The organism is Paraburkholderia sp. SIMBA_030 (assembly GCF_046535245.1).
Lineage (GTDB): Bacteria > Pseudomonadota > Gammaproteobacteria > Burkholderiales > Burkholderiaceae > Paraburkholderia.
This window is the reverse complement of record NZ_JAWRXB010000006.1, coordinates 154580-169637: the sequence shown is the minus strand read 5'-3', so window position 1 is coordinate 169637 and position 15058 is coordinate 154580. Positions and strand designations below refer to the sequence as shown.

At 62.8% G+C, this 15058-nt stretch carries 15 protein-coding genes; 12 read left to right on the top strand and 3 right to left on the bottom strand.

The genetic code is table 11. The annotated features are described in order from the left end of the window. Positions 1 to 92 precede the first annotated feature (92 nt). Positions 93 to 788, bottom strand: a complete 696-nt coding sequence (locus SB772_RS12270; RefSeq protein WP_410833519.1) for a GntR family transcriptional regulator — start codon at positions 786 to 788, stop codon at positions 93 to 95. A 508-nt stretch (positions 789 to 1296) separates the two neighbouring features. Here SB772_RS12270 and SB772_RS12265 point away from each other — a divergent pair. From SB772_RS12265 to SB772_RS12215, 11 genes are all read left to right on the top strand, one after another. Further along, positions 1297 to 2025, top strand: a complete 729-nt coding sequence (locus SB772_RS12265) for an aspartate/glutamate racemase family protein (protein ID WP_410833518.1) — start codon at positions 1297 to 1299, stop codon at positions 2023 to 2025. Next, entirely contained in the window at positions 2022 to 3512 is a 1491-nt protein-coding gene (gene hydA, locus SB772_RS12260) for a dihydropyrimidinase (protein ID WP_410833517.1), read from the top strand. Before SB772_RS12265 ends, hydA begins: the two co-directional genes overlap by 4 nt. 109 nt (positions 3513 to 3621) lie before the next feature. Next, entirely contained in the window at positions 3622 to 4479 is an 858-nt protein-coding gene (locus tag SB772_RS12255; RefSeq protein WP_410833516.1) for a transporter substrate-binding domain-containing protein, read from the top strand. 13 nt (positions 4480 to 4492) lie between these two features. Next, positions 4493 to 5140, top strand: coding sequence for an amino acid ABC transporter permease (locus SB772_RS12250; protein WP_154565351.1), 648 nt, complete (start codon positions 4493 to 4495; stop codon positions 5138 to 5140). Positions 5141 to 5207: 67 nt separating this feature from the next. Continuing rightward, positions 5208 to 5996, top strand: a complete 789-nt coding sequence (locus tag SB772_RS12245; RefSeq protein WP_410833707.1) for an amino acid ABC transporter ATP-binding protein — start codon at positions 5208 to 5210, stop codon at positions 5994 to 5996. A gap of 22 nt (positions 5997 to 6018) precedes the next feature. Continuing rightward, a complete protein-coding gene (locus SB772_RS12240) occupies positions 6019 to 7377 on the top strand; it encodes an amidohydrolase family protein (protein WP_410833515.1) in 1359 nt (452 codons plus the stop codon). After that, entirely contained in the window at positions 7374 to 8561 is a 1188-nt protein-coding gene (locus SB772_RS12235) for an ABC transporter ATP-binding protein (protein ID WP_410833514.1), read from the top strand. Before SB772_RS12240 ends, SB772_RS12235 begins: the two co-directional genes overlap by 4 nt. Positions 8562 to 8647: 86 nt before the next feature. Next, positions 8648 to 9706, top strand: a complete 1059-nt coding sequence (locus SB772_RS12230) for an ABC transporter substrate-binding protein (protein WP_410833513.1) — start codon at positions 8648 to 8650, stop codon at positions 9704 to 9706. A gap of 6 nt (positions 9707 to 9712) precedes the next feature. Continuing rightward, a complete protein-coding gene (locus tag SB772_RS12225; RefSeq protein ID WP_410833512.1) occupies positions 9713 to 10564 on the top strand; it encodes an ABC transporter permease in 852 nt (283 codons plus the stop codon). Further along, positions 10557 to 11405: an ABC transporter permease gene (locus SB772_RS12220; protein WP_410833511.1), complete on the top strand. Its 849-nt coding sequence runs from the start codon at positions 10557 to 10559 to the stop codon at positions 11403 to 11405. The genes SB772_RS12225 and SB772_RS12220 overlap by 8 nt, the downstream gene beginning before the upstream one ends. 38 nt (positions 11406 to 11443) lie before the next feature. Next, the gene (locus tag SB772_RS12215) at positions 11444 to 12943 is read left to right on the top strand and encodes an amidohydrolase family protein (protein ID WP_410833510.1); all 1500 of its coding nucleotides are present in this window, start codon (positions 11444 to 11446) and stop codon (positions 12941 to 12943) included. A gap of 166 nt (positions 12944 to 13109) precedes the next feature. Here the strand turns inward: SB772_RS12215 and SB772_RS12210 are convergent, their stop codons facing one another. Beyond that, a complete protein-coding gene (locus SB772_RS12210) occupies positions 13110 to 13391 on the bottom strand; it encodes a hypothetical protein (RefSeq protein ID WP_410833509.1) in 282 nt (93 codons plus the stop codon). A gap of 181 nt (positions 13392 to 13572) precedes the next feature. Next, on the bottom strand, positions 13573 to 13836 hold the full coding sequence (locus SB772_RS12205; RefSeq protein ID WP_410833508.1) for a DUF4148 domain-containing protein: 264 nt from the start codon (positions 13834 to 13836) through the stop codon (positions 13573 to 13575). 200 nt (positions 13837 to 14036) lie between these two features. On the opposite strand from SB772_RS12205, the gene SB772_RS12200 reads away from it, so the two are divergent. After that, entirely contained in the window at positions 14037 to 14987 is a 951-nt protein-coding gene (locus tag SB772_RS12200) for an oxidoreductase (RefSeq protein WP_410833507.1), read from the top strand. The last annotated feature ends 71 nt before the right edge of the window (positions 14988 to 15058 follow it).

The window sequence follows — 15058 nt, the reverse complement described above, 5'->3', positions numbered from 1 at the left end:
GCAGCACCGCACTGCAAATGGCTATCGCACAGTGCAATACGGCGGCAGATGCGCTGCGTCAGGCGGGTACGATAGAACGACGTTGGGCTAACTCAGGAAAAGATCGCTTCGATATCCGGCGACGCGTCTTTCACCTCGTCGAAGTTCAGTGTCGCTTCGATATGCTGCAGGTGTTCCAGCATGCTCGCCGCAGCCTTTGCTTCGTCATGCGCTTCGATTGCATCGATCAGATCACCGTGCTCGTGATGCGGGCACGCCGGGGCGTTGGGCTTGTCGTAAAGCGTGATGACGAGGCACGTCAACGGCGCGAGTTCTCGCATCATCCGCAACAGGATTTCGTTGCCGATCATCTCCGCGATCAGCACATGAAACTCGCCTGACAGCCGGATGATGGCGGGCCGGTCATTCTGCTTGCGCGCGTCGCTTTCCTGCCGCACGTGCTTGCGTAACGCACGCACTTGCGCCGATGTCGCGCTGCGGCTCAACAGCCTGGCCATTTCCGGCTCGATCATGCTCCGCGTGACAAATACGTCTCGCGCCTGCTGGACGCTCGGACTGGCGATAAACGCTCCGCGATTCGGCACCAACTCGACCAGCCCTTCATGGGCAAGCTTGTTGAGCACTTCGCGAATCTTGGTCCGGCTCACGCCTGAGACTTCCGCGAGCCGCTCCTCAATCAATTTTGTCCCGGGTGCAAGGCGATGTTCAAGCACCGCCTTCTGGATGCGGCCGTAGATTTCCTCGTTCGTAAACGGCGCCTTGGGCGCGGCAACTTTACTGGTAGGCATGGAAGAGGCTCGGCTCAAAGGGTTTCTCGCAACTGGGAAATAAATCGATGATAGAGCAATCAAGAGCGTTTTTGTACACGAAAAATTCGACGAAGCGTTCGCATCGAAACCATGTTCCAACGGAGGAAACTGCAATTTTATTGTATGCAAACGTTCATTGCCGCTTGTCGATCCTGACAACCTGGAGACCGCTTTCGCAGGTGCCTTCTGGCCCGCGCAACAACCCTCATCTGGTGCCGATGATTCGATTTTGGTGCGCCTGCGCACCATCTTCATGCACGCGTGCTTACCCTAGTTTCCGCCATGATCCACTGACGTTCGTTCCAGAGAAAGGTGCTCAGGAAGCAGCCGTGTCCGCTATCGAACGCGCATCCACCATTGCATACAATCCCATTTTTATTGCGTACAAATATGTAGATTTATGTTGGCATAAAGTTTGCATTAGGAGAATCCACCAAGCATCTTTTTCCGGCGCGGCCCGCCAGAAGCTACCCTTGATATGGAAATCATGACGCAACGCACTCTGATTGGCATGTTAACCCCGTCTTCCAACACGGTTCTCGAACCGGTCACTTCGGCGATGCTCGCGGGCCTGCCCGACGTCAGTGCGCATTTCGGCCGCTTCCGGGTGACCCAGATCGCATTGTCCGAACAGGCGCTGGCCCAGTTCGACGACGAGGAGATTCTCGGTGCGGCAGGGTTGCTCGCCGACGCGAAGCTGGACGTAATCGGCTGGAACGGGACATCGTCGGGCTGGCTCGGGTTTGACGCAGACGAGCGTCTGTGCCGCAGCATCACGGAACGCACCGGCATTGCCGCCTGCACCTCGGTGCTCGCGCTCAACGAGATTTTCGCCATGACGGGCGTGCGTCGCTTCGGTCTGGTCACGCCATATCGCGACGACGTGCAGGCAAAGGTCATCTCAACGTATGGCAGCGCGGGCTTTGAATGTGTCGGTGAACGTCATCTGAACAAGCAGGACAATTTTTCGTTTTCGGAAGTCAGTGCGGACACGTTGCGTGAGATGGCGCGTGAAGTCGCAAAGAGCAAACCCGACGCGATTACGATTTTCTGCACCAATTTGCGCGGCGCGCCGCTCGCTGAAGAGCTCGAAGCCGAACTCGGCATTCCGGTGTACGACACCATCTCGACGGTGGTCTGGAAAGCGCTGCGGATGAGCGGCATCGATACGTCGCGCGTCACCGGCTGGGGCAGCCTGTTCCGGGAGGTCGCATGAGCGACGCGGCGGCCTTCGACCTCGTGATCCGCGACGCGGATATCGCCACGGCGGCCGACCGCTTCACCGCCGACATCGGCGTACGCGACGGGCGCATCGTCGCGCTGGGCAGAAGACTGGCTCGGGGCGCCAGCGAGATCGTTGCAGGCGGCCGCCTCGTCACGCCAGGCGGCGTGGACAGCCACTGCCACCTGGATCAGGACACCGGCGACGACAGCGTGATGGCCGACGACTTCCTGAGCGGCACGGTTTCCGCTGCCTGCGGCGGCACCACCACGGTGATCCCGTTTGCGTGCCAGCAGAAGGGAAAAACGCTGCGTGCGGCGATCGATACGTACCACCGACGCGCCAACGCCCGCGCGGTGATCGACTACGCCTTCCATCTGATCGTCACCGATCCCACGCCGCATGTGCTCGAACAGGAGCTGCCGCAACTGATCGAAGAGGGTTATACGTCGTTCAAGATCTACATGACGTATGACGCGCTCAAGCTGAACGACCGTCAGATAATCGAACTGCTCGCATTGGCCCGCGTCCACGGCGCCATGGTGATGATTCATGCCGAAAACGCCGATTGCATTGCGTGGCTCACCGAAGCGCTGCTGGAGAAGGGCATTACCGCGCCGATCGGTCATGCGCTGTCCCGCCCGATGCTGGTCGAGCGCGAAGCGACGCATCGTGCCATCAGTCTCGCGCAGCTGGTCGACACGCCCGTGCTGATCGTGCACGTCTCCGGCCGCGAAGCGATCGAGCAGATTCGCTGGGCGCAAGGACATGGCCTCGCCGTCTACGCCGAGACATGTCCGCACTATCTGCTGCTGACCGAAGACATGCTCGAAGATGGCCCTCGCGGCTATCAATGCATCTGCAGTCCGCCGCCGCGCGACGAAGGCAACCGCCAGGCCGTCTGGGACGGTCTCGTGAACGGTACGTTTCAGGTGCTCTCCTCCGACCATGCGCCGTTCCGCTTCGACGGTCCGCACGGTAAGCAGGTGGCCGGCGAAAACCCGAGCTTCGATCAGGTGCCCAACGGCATACCGGGTCTCGAAACGCGCATGGCCTTGCTGATGTCCGAAGGCGTGATGAACGGACGCATCGACATTCATGCCTTCGTCGCATTGACCGCGACCAACGCCGCGAAGCTCTACGGCCTTTATCCGCGCAAGGGTTCAATCGCAATCGGCGGCGACGCCGATCTGGTGATCTGGGACACAGATCGTGCCTTCACGCTCACCAACGATGCGTTGCACCACAACGTCGACTACACGCCGTACGAGGGTTGGCAGATGAAAGCGTGGCCAGCGCTGACGCTGTCGCGCGGCGACGTAGTGTGGGACGGCGTGCAACCCGGTGGCACGCGCGGCCGCGGCGAGTTCCTGCCGGCCTTGCGCCCGCAACCGGCGCAACCGCATCGGCCGTTGAACCAACGCATCGACGCTCACCGTGTGCTGCCGCGCTTTGCCTTTCCCGCCGTCTATCGCGAGTAGGAAGCGCTTTGCGGGCTCGCGCGGAACGTGCAGTGCATTCAGCACCTTCCGCGCCGCTTTACACGCTGTCTTTATAACGTACGTACCGTGATTTACTCTGGAGAGCCTGATGTCCGAACGATTTTCGCGTCGTCAATTCCTGCAGCGCGCTGGCGCGGGTGCAGCCCTGGTGTCGATTTGCCTGCCCCGCTTTGCGATGGCCGCCGGGCTCACGCTTGACGAGATCAAGAAGACCGGCGTGCTGCGCATCGGCTGCGAAGCGAGCTATCCGCCGCTGACGTATCGCGACGCGGGCGGCGCGATGATCGGCTACGACGTGGATCTCGCCAACGCGTTTTGCCGCAATCTCGGCGTCAAGGCGCAGTTCATCGACACGGTCTGGTCGGGCGTGATTCCGTCGCTCTACACGAAGAAGTTCGATCTGGTGATGAGCAGCCTGAGTTACACGGCCGAGCGCGAAAAACACGTGGACTTTTCCGTGCCTTACGTCGAGGCGTCCCAGGCACTGCTGATTCGCGCGGCGGATCGGAACAGCGTCAACAGCCTCAACGGCATGAACGGCAAGGTGCTTGGACTCAAGCTCGGCTCGCCGGGTCAGATACTCGAACCGAAGCTCGATGCGCAATTGAAAGCAGCGGGCGGTGCGGGTTTCAAGGAAGTGAAAACCTTCGACGACCATCCGGCCGCCTATATCGCGCTGGCGGAAGGCAAAGTGGACGGCGTGCTCAACACATTGCCGACGCTTTCGCTCGTCCTGAAGAATGCGCCGGGCAAATACGCTATCGTCAAGGGCATCGGCGCGGATAACTGGGCGGGCATCGCAGCACGCACGGATGACACCGCGCTGATCGGCTTTATCGACCAGCAACTGCGCAAGTTCAGAACAGACGGCACGTTGCATACGCTGCAGCAGAAGTGGTTTGGTTTCGACATGAACCTGCCGGATGCGATTCCGGTGCTGTCCTGAGAGCGCGGCGTCCATGGACTGGAGCATTATCGTCATGGCGTTGCCGATCCTCGCGGTCGGCCTGCTCGCCACGCTGAAGGTTTGCCTCGCGGCCATCGCGATCGGTATCGTGCTCGGCTTCGCGTTGGGTTTCGGTGCGCTCAGCCGCTTCAGGGCGGTTCGCATCGCCGTACTGGCGTATGTGGATTTCGTGCGCGGCACACCGCTGCTCGTGCAGATCTTTCTCGTCTATTTTGCGCTGCCCGTCATCGGCATCAACTTCAACGAGTACTGGGCCGGCGTCATCGCGCTCAGTCTGAACGCAGGCGGCTTCATCTGCGAGATCGTGCGCGCCAGCATGCAGTCGGTCGATCGCGGCCAGACTGAAGCCGCGCAATCCATCGGCATGCGTCACGGCCAGATCGTTCTGCACGTGCTTTTTCCGCAAGCGTGGCGGCGCATCCTGCCGCCGCTCACCAACGAACTGATCTCGCTGATCAAGGGTTCGGCGCTGCTGTCCGCGATCTCCGTGTATGAACTCACGCACGCCGGTCAGGAAATCATCGCAACGTATTTTTCGCCTTTCGAGATTTTCCTGCTGATCGCCCTCTACTACTACGCGTTGATCTCGGCGCTAGCGTGGCTGTCGCGCTACCTCGAGCGGCGGCTGCCGCAATACTGACTTCATGAGCACGGGTTCCAGCATGTCTTCCACCGTTACCGTCTCCGATCTGCCCGCAGCGTCCGCTATGGACGCCGCCGCGCACGTGCATGAAGGCGGCGCTGCAACGCTGCTGTCCATAGAAGGGCTGCACAAGCGCTTCGGCGACAAGGTCATCCTGCCCTCCGTCTCGCTGGAGGTCGGGCACGGCGAGACCGTGGTACTGATCGGGCCGTCGGGTTCGGGCAAGACCACGCTCCTGCGCTGTCTCAACTTCCTGGAGAGACCGGACGGCGGCACGATCCGCCTTGGCGGCCAGCGTATCGGGTTGTCGGAGCAAGGCCGCGCGCTGCCCGAAGCCGAACTGGCGCGGCAACGCAGCCGCTTCGGCTTCGTGTTTCAGCGCTTCAACCTGTTCGCGCATCTAAGTGCGCTGGATAACGTCGCCGCCGGCCCGCAGCGTGTGCTGGGACTCTCGCGCGACGCGGCCCGCGCTCGCGCACGAGTTGCCCTGGAAAAAGTCCACCTCGCGCAGCACGTCGACAAGCGGCCCGCGCAACTCTCGGGCGGCCAGCAGCAACGCGTGGCGATTGCCCGCGCACTCGCGATGGAGCCGCAGATGATCCTGTTCGACGAGCCGACCTCGGCGCTCGACCCGGAACTCGTCAACGAAGTGCTCGACGTGATGCGCGATCTCGCCGCAGCCCGAATGACGATGATGGTCGTGACACACGAAATGAGCTTCGCGCGCAACGTCGCGCATCGGGTGGTCTTCATGGACGCCGGCGCCATCGTCGAACAAGGCACACCCGGCGACGTCTTCGGCCGTCCGCGCGAAGAGCGCACGCGGCGTTTCCTTCAGCACCTGCACACCTGAACTAAACCGGACCACCTGGCTGATGACTGCCCCACCTATCGAGCTTGACCTTGACCTGTTGCTACTGGGCGCCACCGTCGTGACGATGGACCCGGCTCAACCGCTGTTGCACGACGCGGCCATCGGCATTCGCGGCAACCGGCTCGCCTTTGTCGGCCGCGCGCAGGATCTGCCGGTGCGGACACGCGCGCGGACCACGCGCCGGCTTGCCGGACGCGTGATCGTGCCCGGCTACGTGAACGTCCATACCCACGCCATTCTGACAATGGTGCGCGGCGTCGCCGAAGACCTCGGCTTCGCGCCCGCCTACACGCCAGGGATTCCTCACGGCCATGACGTGCGCCCAGACGAAGCTATCGCGCTGGCGCGTCTCGGCGCGCTCGAAGCGATGCTGTTCGGCTCGACGCTGATCAACGACAGCTACGTCCACGCCGATCTGACCATGGAGGCCATGGCCGACCTCGGCTTGCGGGTGTATTCATGCGGCCGCCTGCACGACGTCGATTTTTCCGGCGTCGCGGACGGGCGTTGGGAATACCATGCCGCGACCGGCGAGCGCACGCTCAACGACGCACTGGTGCTGGCCGGGCGCTGGCATCGTAAGCACAACGCCCGCACGGGCGTCCAACTCACCGTTCATGCGCCCGATACCTGCTCCGACGACTTTCTGCGTCTGATCGCCGAGGCGGCACGTACGCATGACCTCGGCGTGACGACTCACCTCGCGCAAAGCCGCACCGAAGTCGACGTGGTGAAGCAGCGTTCGGGCAAGAGCCCCGCGCAGTTGCTAGACGAGGTCGGGCTGCTCAATGAAAGACTCGTGGCAGCGCACTGTCTGTATCTGGACGACAACGACATCGCGCGCGTCGGACGGGCCGGCATCACGGTGGCGCACATCCCCAAAGGCAACGCGACGGGCGGCACGATGGCGCCCACGCCGCGTCTGCGCGCCGCCGGCGCGCGCATTGCATTGGGCACCGACAACATGCACGCGGATATGACCGAGGTCATGCGCTGGGCGCTGGCCATCGCGCGCATCCAGTTGGGCGAAGTCGCTGCGGATTGGCAACCCGCCGATGCGCTCACCATGGCGACGCTCAACGGCGCGCACGCCATGGGGCTTGGCGACGAACTCGGCTGCCTCAAGACAGGCTGGCTCGCCGACCTCGCCATATTCGATTTCCAGCGCGCGCATCTGACTCCGCACCCCAATCCGTTGGGCACGCTGGTGCACACGGGACTTGGGCGCGATGTCGAGATGGTCATCGTGGACGGGGAGATTGTGGTAGACGGCGGCGCGCCCACCCGTTGCGACGCCGATGCCGTCATTGCGGCTGGAAAGCACGCCGCCACGCAACTATGGAAGAGGGCTGGCGCATGAGCACCCCGCACAGTATCGATTCGCAGTCGAAGCACGGCGCAGCGGGCGCCGGCCTTGCGGCTTCGCAAGCAAGCGCCTCGCAAACCGGTGCCGCCGTGCAGATGCGCGGCATCCGGCATCGTTTTGCCGCCGTGCCGGTGATCGAAGACGTCACGCTTGAAATTGCCGCAGGCGAGCTGGTTGCGTTGCTCGGCCCATCGGGCTGTGGCAAGAGCACCCTGTTGCGCATCCTCGCCGGTCTGCAGGTGCAGTCCGAGGGCGAAGTGCGTATCGGCGGTCAACGCGTGGACGGCCTCGCGCCGCGCCAACGTGGCGTGGGCATCGTCTTCCAGAACTACGCGCTGTTTCCGCACATGACGGTCGCCGCCAACGTCGCCTACGGCCTGGAAGCCAACGGCGTCGCGCGTCGTGATGCTGCTCACAAGGCCACGCAGATGCTCGAGATGGTACGCATGCAGGCATTTGCGAAGCGCTATCCGCGCGAGTTGTCGGGCGGTCAGCAGCAACGTGTGGCACTGGCCCGTACGCTTGCCGTCGAGCCGCGCATCCTGCTGCTGGACGAGCCTTTTGCGGCGCTCGACAAAAACCTGCGGCTCGATATGCAGATCGAAATCCGCCGTCTGCAGCGCGAATTGAATATCACGACGGTGATGGTGACGCACGATCAGGAAGAGGCGATGAGCATGGCCGACCGGGTTGCGGTGCTCAATCGCGGGCGGCTCGAACAATACGACTCGGCGGTCGCGATCTACGATCAGCCCGCAACCCCCTTCGTCGCCACCTTCGTCGGCACGGCGAATCTGCTGCCGGTCACCTTGCGCGTGCAAGGCAGCCAGTGCCTGGCAAACTTCGACGACGGCGCCGTGCTGGCCGTTGCTCAGCCCGGCCCGTGGCGTGACGCCGGTGCGGCGATGCTGGCGGTTCGCCCCGAGCAATGGGCGTGGCAGTTGCCCCAATCCGGTGCCAGCGCGCGTCAGCTGCTGGCTACAGTGCAACTGGCGATGCCGATCGGTCCCACGCTGGTGGTCGATCTGCAGACCGATGCCGGACAGACCGTGAAAATTTCCGTGCCGCGCGCCGAGGGTGCCGACTTGCGCCCTGGCTTGCGCGTCGCGCTCGATTTCAAGCCGGGTGCGCGGGTGCGCACGTTCAAGGCGGCGCAACCCAGTACCGCAGGTGTTTAGCGCATGGTCACGATCGTCCTGGTCCAACGCGCCGCCCGCTTCGTTATCGCCGGTTCATCCTGTTCAACTATCCATCCAGAGGTCCTATGTCGCTGATCGATCACCAACGTCGCAAGCTCCTGCAACTGATGGGCGCAGCGGGGGCTGTCGGCCTGTCGCTCGGCAGCCCGCTTGCCATGGCTGCGTCCGAATCCCTCGCCGCCACCACGTTTCCCGGTGCGTGGGAAGAGTCGCAACGCAAGATCCTGTTGCCCGCGTTTCGCAAGGCTGCGGGCGTGAGCGCCGTGCTCACCGCATCGCAAGCGGTCGACACGCTGACCAAGCTGGTGGCCGCGCGCAACAACCCGCCGTTCGACGTGGTCATGATGGACGAGGGCCCCTACCTGCAGGGCATCGCGCAAGGCGTGTTCGAGCCCATTCCGGCCGCCCGGGTGCCGAACCTGGCGAATCTGCCCGCGCACTTCATCGACCCGAAGGGTCTGGGCGCCTATGTGTCCGCGCAGGTCTATGGCATCGCGTACAACACAGAGCGCGTGAAGACCGCGCCGAAATCCTGGAATGATCTGCTCAAGCCGGAATTCAAGGGCCGCGTCGGCCTCGTGAGTCTCGACTCCACCTTGGGCACGGTATGGATGGTGGCGCTCGCCAAGATGCTGGGCGGCGACGAAGATCACATGGACCCGGCGTTCGATTACATCAAGCGGCTGATGCCGAACGTCGGCGCGGTTGCCGCCAATCCGGGCGCACTCGGCACGCTGTTCCAGCAAGGTCAGGTGGATATTGCCTGCCACTACATCAACAACGTGGAATCGCTGAAGGCGAAAGGCGTGCCGGTGGCGCTCGCGCGCCCCGCAAGCAACTGGGGCATGGTGCGCAGCACGATGAATATCGTGAAGAACACCCAGGCGGCGGATCTCGCCGCGGCGTATATCAACACCGCGTTGAGCGTCGAAGTGCAGCAGCAGATGACGAGCGCGCCCTACTACGTCGCGCCTACCAACACGAAGGTGCCGTTCGGTGCAGCGCTCGCCGCTGTCGCTCATAACGCCGGTGACATGACGTCGTTCGTGCAGGTCGACTGGGCACGCATCAATCCGCGCCGCGCTGAGTATATCGACCGCTTCAACCGTCTGGTCAAGGTCTGACGCATCATGAACACGACTCACCGGATGCCGCGCGACTGGCTGCTCGTGCTGCCACTGGGCCTGTTCTTCATCGCGTTTGTGGGCGTGCCGCTCTTGCTCGTCGCGCTGATCAGCCTGCACAACGACACAGCCATGACGCATTTCGGCATTCGCCAATACATGGTTTTCTTTGGCGACAGCTATAACCGCGGCATCCTCTGGCAAACGCTCTGGCTTGGTGTGGCGACCACGCTGGTGACGATCGTGCTCGGCTATCCGGTGGCGCACCTGTACGTGGTGAGCTCGCCGCGCTGGCGGCGTGTGCTGATCGTGCTGATCCTGCTGCCGCTTCTGACCAGTTCGGTGGTGCGCACGTTTGCGTGGGTCGTGATTCTCGGCAATGAAGGGCTGGTCAACGCGCTGCTGATGGCGCTCGGGCACACGGGGCAACCGGTCAAGCTCCTGTACACGCCGCTGGCGGTGATCCTCTCGCTTGCGCAGATCGAATTGCCGTTGATGGTGTTGCCGCTCGTCACCGCGCTCGGTTCGCTCGATACGCGCTTGCCCGAGGCGTCGCATGCGCTGGGCGCCAGCAGCTGGCGCACCTGGTGGAAGATCACGGTGCCGCTTGCGATGCCGGGTTTGCTCAGCGGAACCCTGCTGGTGTTTACCGGCGCGGTCAGCGCGTTCGTGGTTCAAACCCTGGTGGGCGGCGGCCAGTTGATGTACGTGCCGTTCTATATCTATGAACAGGCCATTCAGACGCAGAACTATCCGTTTGCGGCGACGCTTGCCGTGATTCTGCTGGTGAGCGTGCTGGTCGTGGTGACCTTGCTCAACTATTTCGGCCGCAAGACCAGAGGGTTTGTCCATGGCTAAATCCACACTTGCCGTGCCGGGCGTCATGCCGGCGCGCCGCACCCAGCCGGGTCGCCTGTCTTTCAATGCGGTGATGGGCTTGATGGGCGGGATCGGGCTGTCGATGCTGATCGGGCCCACGCTGATCGTACTGGTGACGTCGCTCACGTCGGGCTACTCGTTGAAGTTTCCGCCGCCGGGACTGTCATTGCGCTGGTATCAGGCGCTGATCTTCGATTCGCCGGAGATCATCGACGACCTGCTGTTGAGCCTGAAGCTCGCTGCCGCTGCGACCGCCTGCGCGACCGTGCTGGCGGTCGCCGCTGCGGTGACGCTCGCGCGCCGCCGCACGTTCGCCGCGCGACTGCTCGATTCGTTTTTCATGGCGCCGCTGACCATTCCGTCGCTCGCGCTGGGGTTGGGCATCCTGATCCTGTTCAACCTCGAAAGCGCGGGGCTCTCGTTCTACAGTCTGCTCGCCGGACATATCGCGCTGTGCGCACCGTATGTGCTGTACACGACATCGGCCAGTTATGCGCAGCTCGATCCTGCGCTGCTCGACAGCTCGACATGCCTCGGCGCGGGCGGCTGGTTCACGTTCCGCCGCGTCGTACTGCCGGCGCTGGTGCCAGGCATTGCGTCGGGAGCGTTCATTGCGTTCATGAATTCGTTCGATAACGTCGCGCTGTCGCTGTTCCTGTCGGACGCGCGATCTGAAGTGTTGCCCATCCACCTGTGGCATATCATCGAGGACAGCCTCGACGTGCGGGCGGCCGCGGCCTCTGGCGTGCTGATTATCGCCACCTTGATTTCCATGCTGCTGATGGAGCGGCTCGCCGGCTTGTCGCGGCAGTTTCGCTAGCCGCCGCAGTCAACCCCATCCTTCGATCAGGCAGAACCGTGCGCAAGATACTCTCCAACGTCAGGGCGCTACACGGCACCGAACAGCATTATGAGCCGCGACGCGTCGACGTCGTGATCGAAGGCGAGCGCATCGCCGCTATCGTGCCGGGCGGCAGCGCGACCGACGGCGAATGCATACCGCTCGACGACTGCCTGCTGGTGCCGGGGCTCATCAACGGCCATCAACATTCGCACGAGCATTTTCACAAGGGACGGCTCGAAAACCTGCCGCTCGAGTTATGGATGCACTACGTGCGCGCGCCGCGCCCCGTGAAGCTGACGCCGCGCCAGGTCTATCTGCGAACGTTGATTGGCGCGCTCGAATCGCTGCGCAGCGGCACAACCACGCTCGTCGACGACGTGAGCCTCGGTCAGGCCATTGACCCCGCCGCCGTCGACGCGATCTTCCAGGCCTACGAGGACGCGGGGATTCGCGCGCTTGTGGGGTTCTCGATGATGGATCGCGCGATCGTCGATAACTTCCCGGAGGTCGACAGCATTTTCCCGCCCGCGCTGCTTGCGCAACTACGTGTGCAGCCGCGCCCCTCTCCCGATGCGTTCTTCGCACTGCTGGAAAGCGAGTTGGCGCATCACCATCCCCAGCATGATCGGGTGGGCATGCTGATCGCCCCTTCCGCACCGCAGCGCTGCACGCCAGAATTTCTCGCGCGTTGCCGCGAATTCGCCGACACGCATGATCTGCCGGTCATCATTCACGTTCAGGAAACCCGCTTGCAGGTGGTAACGGCGCAAGCCTTCTACGGCAAGTCCATGGTAATGCGCCTTGCCGAACTGGAATTTCTGCGGCCAGGCACGTCGCTGATCCACGCGGTCTGGTTGTCGGATGCGGAGATCGCGTGTCTGGCTCAATCGGGTGCGAGCGTGCAGCACAATCCATGGAGCAATCTGATGCTCGGCTCGGGCATTCAACCGGTGCGAGCGCTGCTCGATGCGGGCGTCAACGTGAGTCTCGGATCCGATGGCTGCGCGTCGACGGTCACCGCCAATATGCTCAACGTGCTTGGCAGCGCCGCAGCGGTGTCGAAGATACGCGGCGACGATTATTCGCGCTGGTTGTCCGCAGCCGAAGCGCTGCATGCGGGGACAATTGGCGGCGCGACGGCGCTCGGACTGGGAAGCCAGCTCGGTGCAATCGAGCCGGGTTATCGCGCCGACCTGGTCGCTTACCGGACTGACGCGATCAGCTTCACGCCGTTAGCCGATCCGGTGCGGCAACTGGTGTATGCCGAACGCGGCGCCGCTATCGACAGCGTGTTTGTCGCGGGCGAGGCAGTCATGCGGAACGGACGACTCACGCGCGTCGATGAAGGCGCGCTGCTGCGGGAGATCAACGCCGCTTACCAGACACTGGGCACGGAGTTCGACCTCGCGGATGAATCCGTCGCGCCGCTGCGCGCGGAGATGGAGAAGGTCTACGCGCGTGCCCTGGCACTGCAGGCCGACTGGCAACCTCATACAGCGAAGCTGCCCGGTTGACGACGACGGACTCCCGCACCAGGCAATCCAGATGCCAGCTGGTGCCGGGCTTGCGACGCGCAGCTTTGCGCGGCCGCATACGTTGACGCTTCCTTAACCCATGTGCAACCCGCCGTTAAGCGAGAAATCTGTGAGCGGCCGCATAGAGTCCGACTAGGGAAACGTGTCAGCGGCCGCCTCCATGTCCGCCTCCGCCTCCATGTCCGCCTCCGCCTCCGTGTCCGCCGTGCCAACGGTCGCCGTGCCATCCGCCGTGCCAACGGTCGCCGTGCCAGTAATAGCCGCCCCAACCGCCGCAGTCGCCCCAAACACCGCAGGTCGCATGCTCCGGTCCGTAGATGGGATAGCCGTACACCGAATCGTACTGCTGGGCGTATCCATATTCTGGTGCTATAGCGCAACCACCCAAGCTCGCTGCCGCGCCGAGCAACGCAATCAACTTAAACATTTTTCTCTCGAATGATGCTGACAGCGAGCCGTGAAAAAGGTCGGTCACCGTCGTTGCTAACAAGCGAAGTTCGGAAACGCCTGATGCGCCTGGATACTCTTCCGAATGCGCCAGCAGACGGGCCGCCCTGGACAGCGTTAAATCCTCGGGCGAACAGCTGCATGTAGCGCCTTGGAATCACTCAATTGGTTCCTTTGGAAGCTTCTTTCACTGCAGCATCTTCGGGATGAGTGATTGCGTAAAGCGCCTTGTTTCTTGCGATGGTGTCAGCGCTCGGAGGATACTCATGCCGCTTGTATGGCAACAATCCATCGCGGTAGGCCTGAACAAGTTCTTCGCGCACCTGCTCCCGGGTCTTACCATGACTGGCCTGCGTTTCTTGCGCAGCAACCATGCTTGTTGCGGCAAGGCTCATTACACCAAATGCGAATGCTGGCCACTTCATAATCTTCTCCTTAACTCGCCGAAAACAGTAGGAAGGACAAGTATGGAGAGATGCCGCTTGCGCCGAGATGGACGCAAGGTTACAAAGATGTCATGACGGTGGATCGGGCTGGCAAAGCTTTGTCGAACGGTTTATCCGCGTCGCGGTCGAAGTTACGCCAGCAGTTTTCCTGACTAACGCCCTGCCCTCGACAATCGCCAATGAACCTGAACAAACAGTTGAGCATCGATGACATCGCGCCTCAGAATGGCGCGCGCGTCATCATCACCGGAGCCAACAGCGGCATCGGCTATCACACCGCTGCAATACTGGCTCGCAACGGCGCGGAGGTCGTGCTCGCCTGCCGCGACGAACAGCGCGGCGCCGATGCGCTCGCCCGCCTGCGGAAGGAAATGCCCGACGCCCGATTGCAGCTCGAACGGCTCGATCTCGCAAGCCTTGCTTCGGTTCGCGCCTTTTGCGAGCGCGAGCTCGCGCAATGCCGGCCGCTCGACATCCTCATCAACAACGCGGGCGTCATGGCGCCTCGCCGACGCCTCGAAACGGTCGACGGTTTCGAATTACAGTTCGGCACCAACGTACTCGGGCATTTCGCGCTGACGGGCATGCTGTTACCTGCGCTCGAGATGGCGGCGGGAACGTCCCCCGCGCGGCCGCGCGTGGTAACGGTCGCCTCTATCGCACACAAGACCGGGCGACTCGACTTCGGCGACCTTCAGGCAACGCGTCGCTACAGGCCGATGACCGCCTATCGACAGTCGAAACTCGCCAACCTCATGTTCGCATTCGAACTCGACCGCCGCTTGCGCGCCGTGCGATCGCGCGTGATGTCGGTTGCCGCGCATCCCGGCGTTGCCAATACGAATTTGTTCCGTGGCGACCATTTTGCCGCAAGCCGGATGGTCCGGTCTGCGCTAAGCGTCTTGATCGATACGCTGTTGAACAGTGACCAGGCTGGCGCGCTTCCAACGCTCTACGCCGCCACAGCGGCCGATGTCGTCGACGGCGGCTACTATGGTCCGCTCGGATTGTTCGAAACGCGCGGCGAAGTCGTGGGACCGGCGAAGGTCGCCGGTCAGGCAAGAAACGAAACCGATGCACGGCGACTCTGGCAGGACTGTGAGTCGCTGAGTGGAATAGCGTTCGGATAGCCTCCGGCCGTATTTTCTGCTGTCAACAACCTGGACATCCAGCGCCCCGTCGCAGCACGGACGCGTCGGGC

What these genes read in the sequence shown, in the direction of transcription:
- SB772_RS12270 (WP_410833519.1), bottom strand. Translation starts at nt 788, where the DNA reads ATGCCTACCAGTAAAGTTGCCGCGCCCAAGGCGCCGTTTACGAACGAG.
- SB772_RS12265 (WP_410833518.1), top strand. Translation starts at nt 1,297, where the DNA reads ATGACGCAACGCACTCTGATTGGCATGTTAACCCCGTCTTCCAACACG.
- hydA (WP_410833517.1), top strand. Translation starts at nt 2,022, where the DNA reads ATGAGCGACGCGGCGGCCTTCGACCTCGTGATCCGCGACGCGGATATC.
- SB772_RS12255 (WP_410833516.1), top strand. Translation starts at nt 3,622, where the DNA reads ATGTCCGAACGATTTTCGCGTCGTCAATTCCTGCAGCGCGCTGGCGCG.
- SB772_RS12250 (WP_154565351.1), top strand. Translation starts at nt 4,493, where the DNA reads ATGGACTGGAGCATTATCGTCATGGCGTTGCCGATCCTCGCGGTCGGC.
- SB772_RS12245 (WP_410833707.1), top strand. Translation starts at nt 5,208, where the DNA reads ATGGACGCCGCCGCGCACGTGCATGAAGGCGGCGCTGCAACGCTGCTG.
- SB772_RS12240 (WP_410833515.1), top strand. Translation starts at nt 6,019, where the DNA reads ATGACTGCCCCACCTATCGAGCTTGACCTTGACCTGTTGCTACTGGGC.
- SB772_RS12235 (WP_410833514.1), top strand. Translation starts at nt 7,374, where the DNA reads ATGAGCACCCCGCACAGTATCGATTCGCAGTCGAAGCACGGCGCAGCG.
- SB772_RS12230 (WP_410833513.1), top strand. Translation starts at nt 8,648, where the DNA reads ATGTCGCTGATCGATCACCAACGTCGCAAGCTCCTGCAACTGATGGGC.
- SB772_RS12225 (WP_410833512.1), top strand. Translation starts at nt 9,713, where the DNA reads ATGAACACGACTCACCGGATGCCGCGCGACTGGCTGCTCGTGCTGCCA.
- SB772_RS12220 (WP_410833511.1), top strand. Translation starts at nt 10,557, where the DNA reads ATGGCTAAATCCACACTTGCCGTGCCGGGCGTCATGCCGGCGCGCCGC.
- SB772_RS12210 (WP_410833509.1), bottom strand. Translation starts at nt 13,391, where the DNA reads ATGTTTAAGTTGATTGCGTTGCTCGGCGCGGCAGCGAGCTTGGGTGGT.
- SB772_RS12205 (WP_410833508.1), bottom strand. Translation starts at nt 13,836, where the DNA reads ATGAAGTGGCCAGCATTCGCATTTGGTGTAATGAGCCTTGCCGCAACA.
- SB772_RS12200 (WP_410833507.1), top strand. Translation starts at nt 14,037, where the DNA reads ATGAACCTGAACAAACAGTTGAGCATCGATGACATCGCGCCTCAGAAT.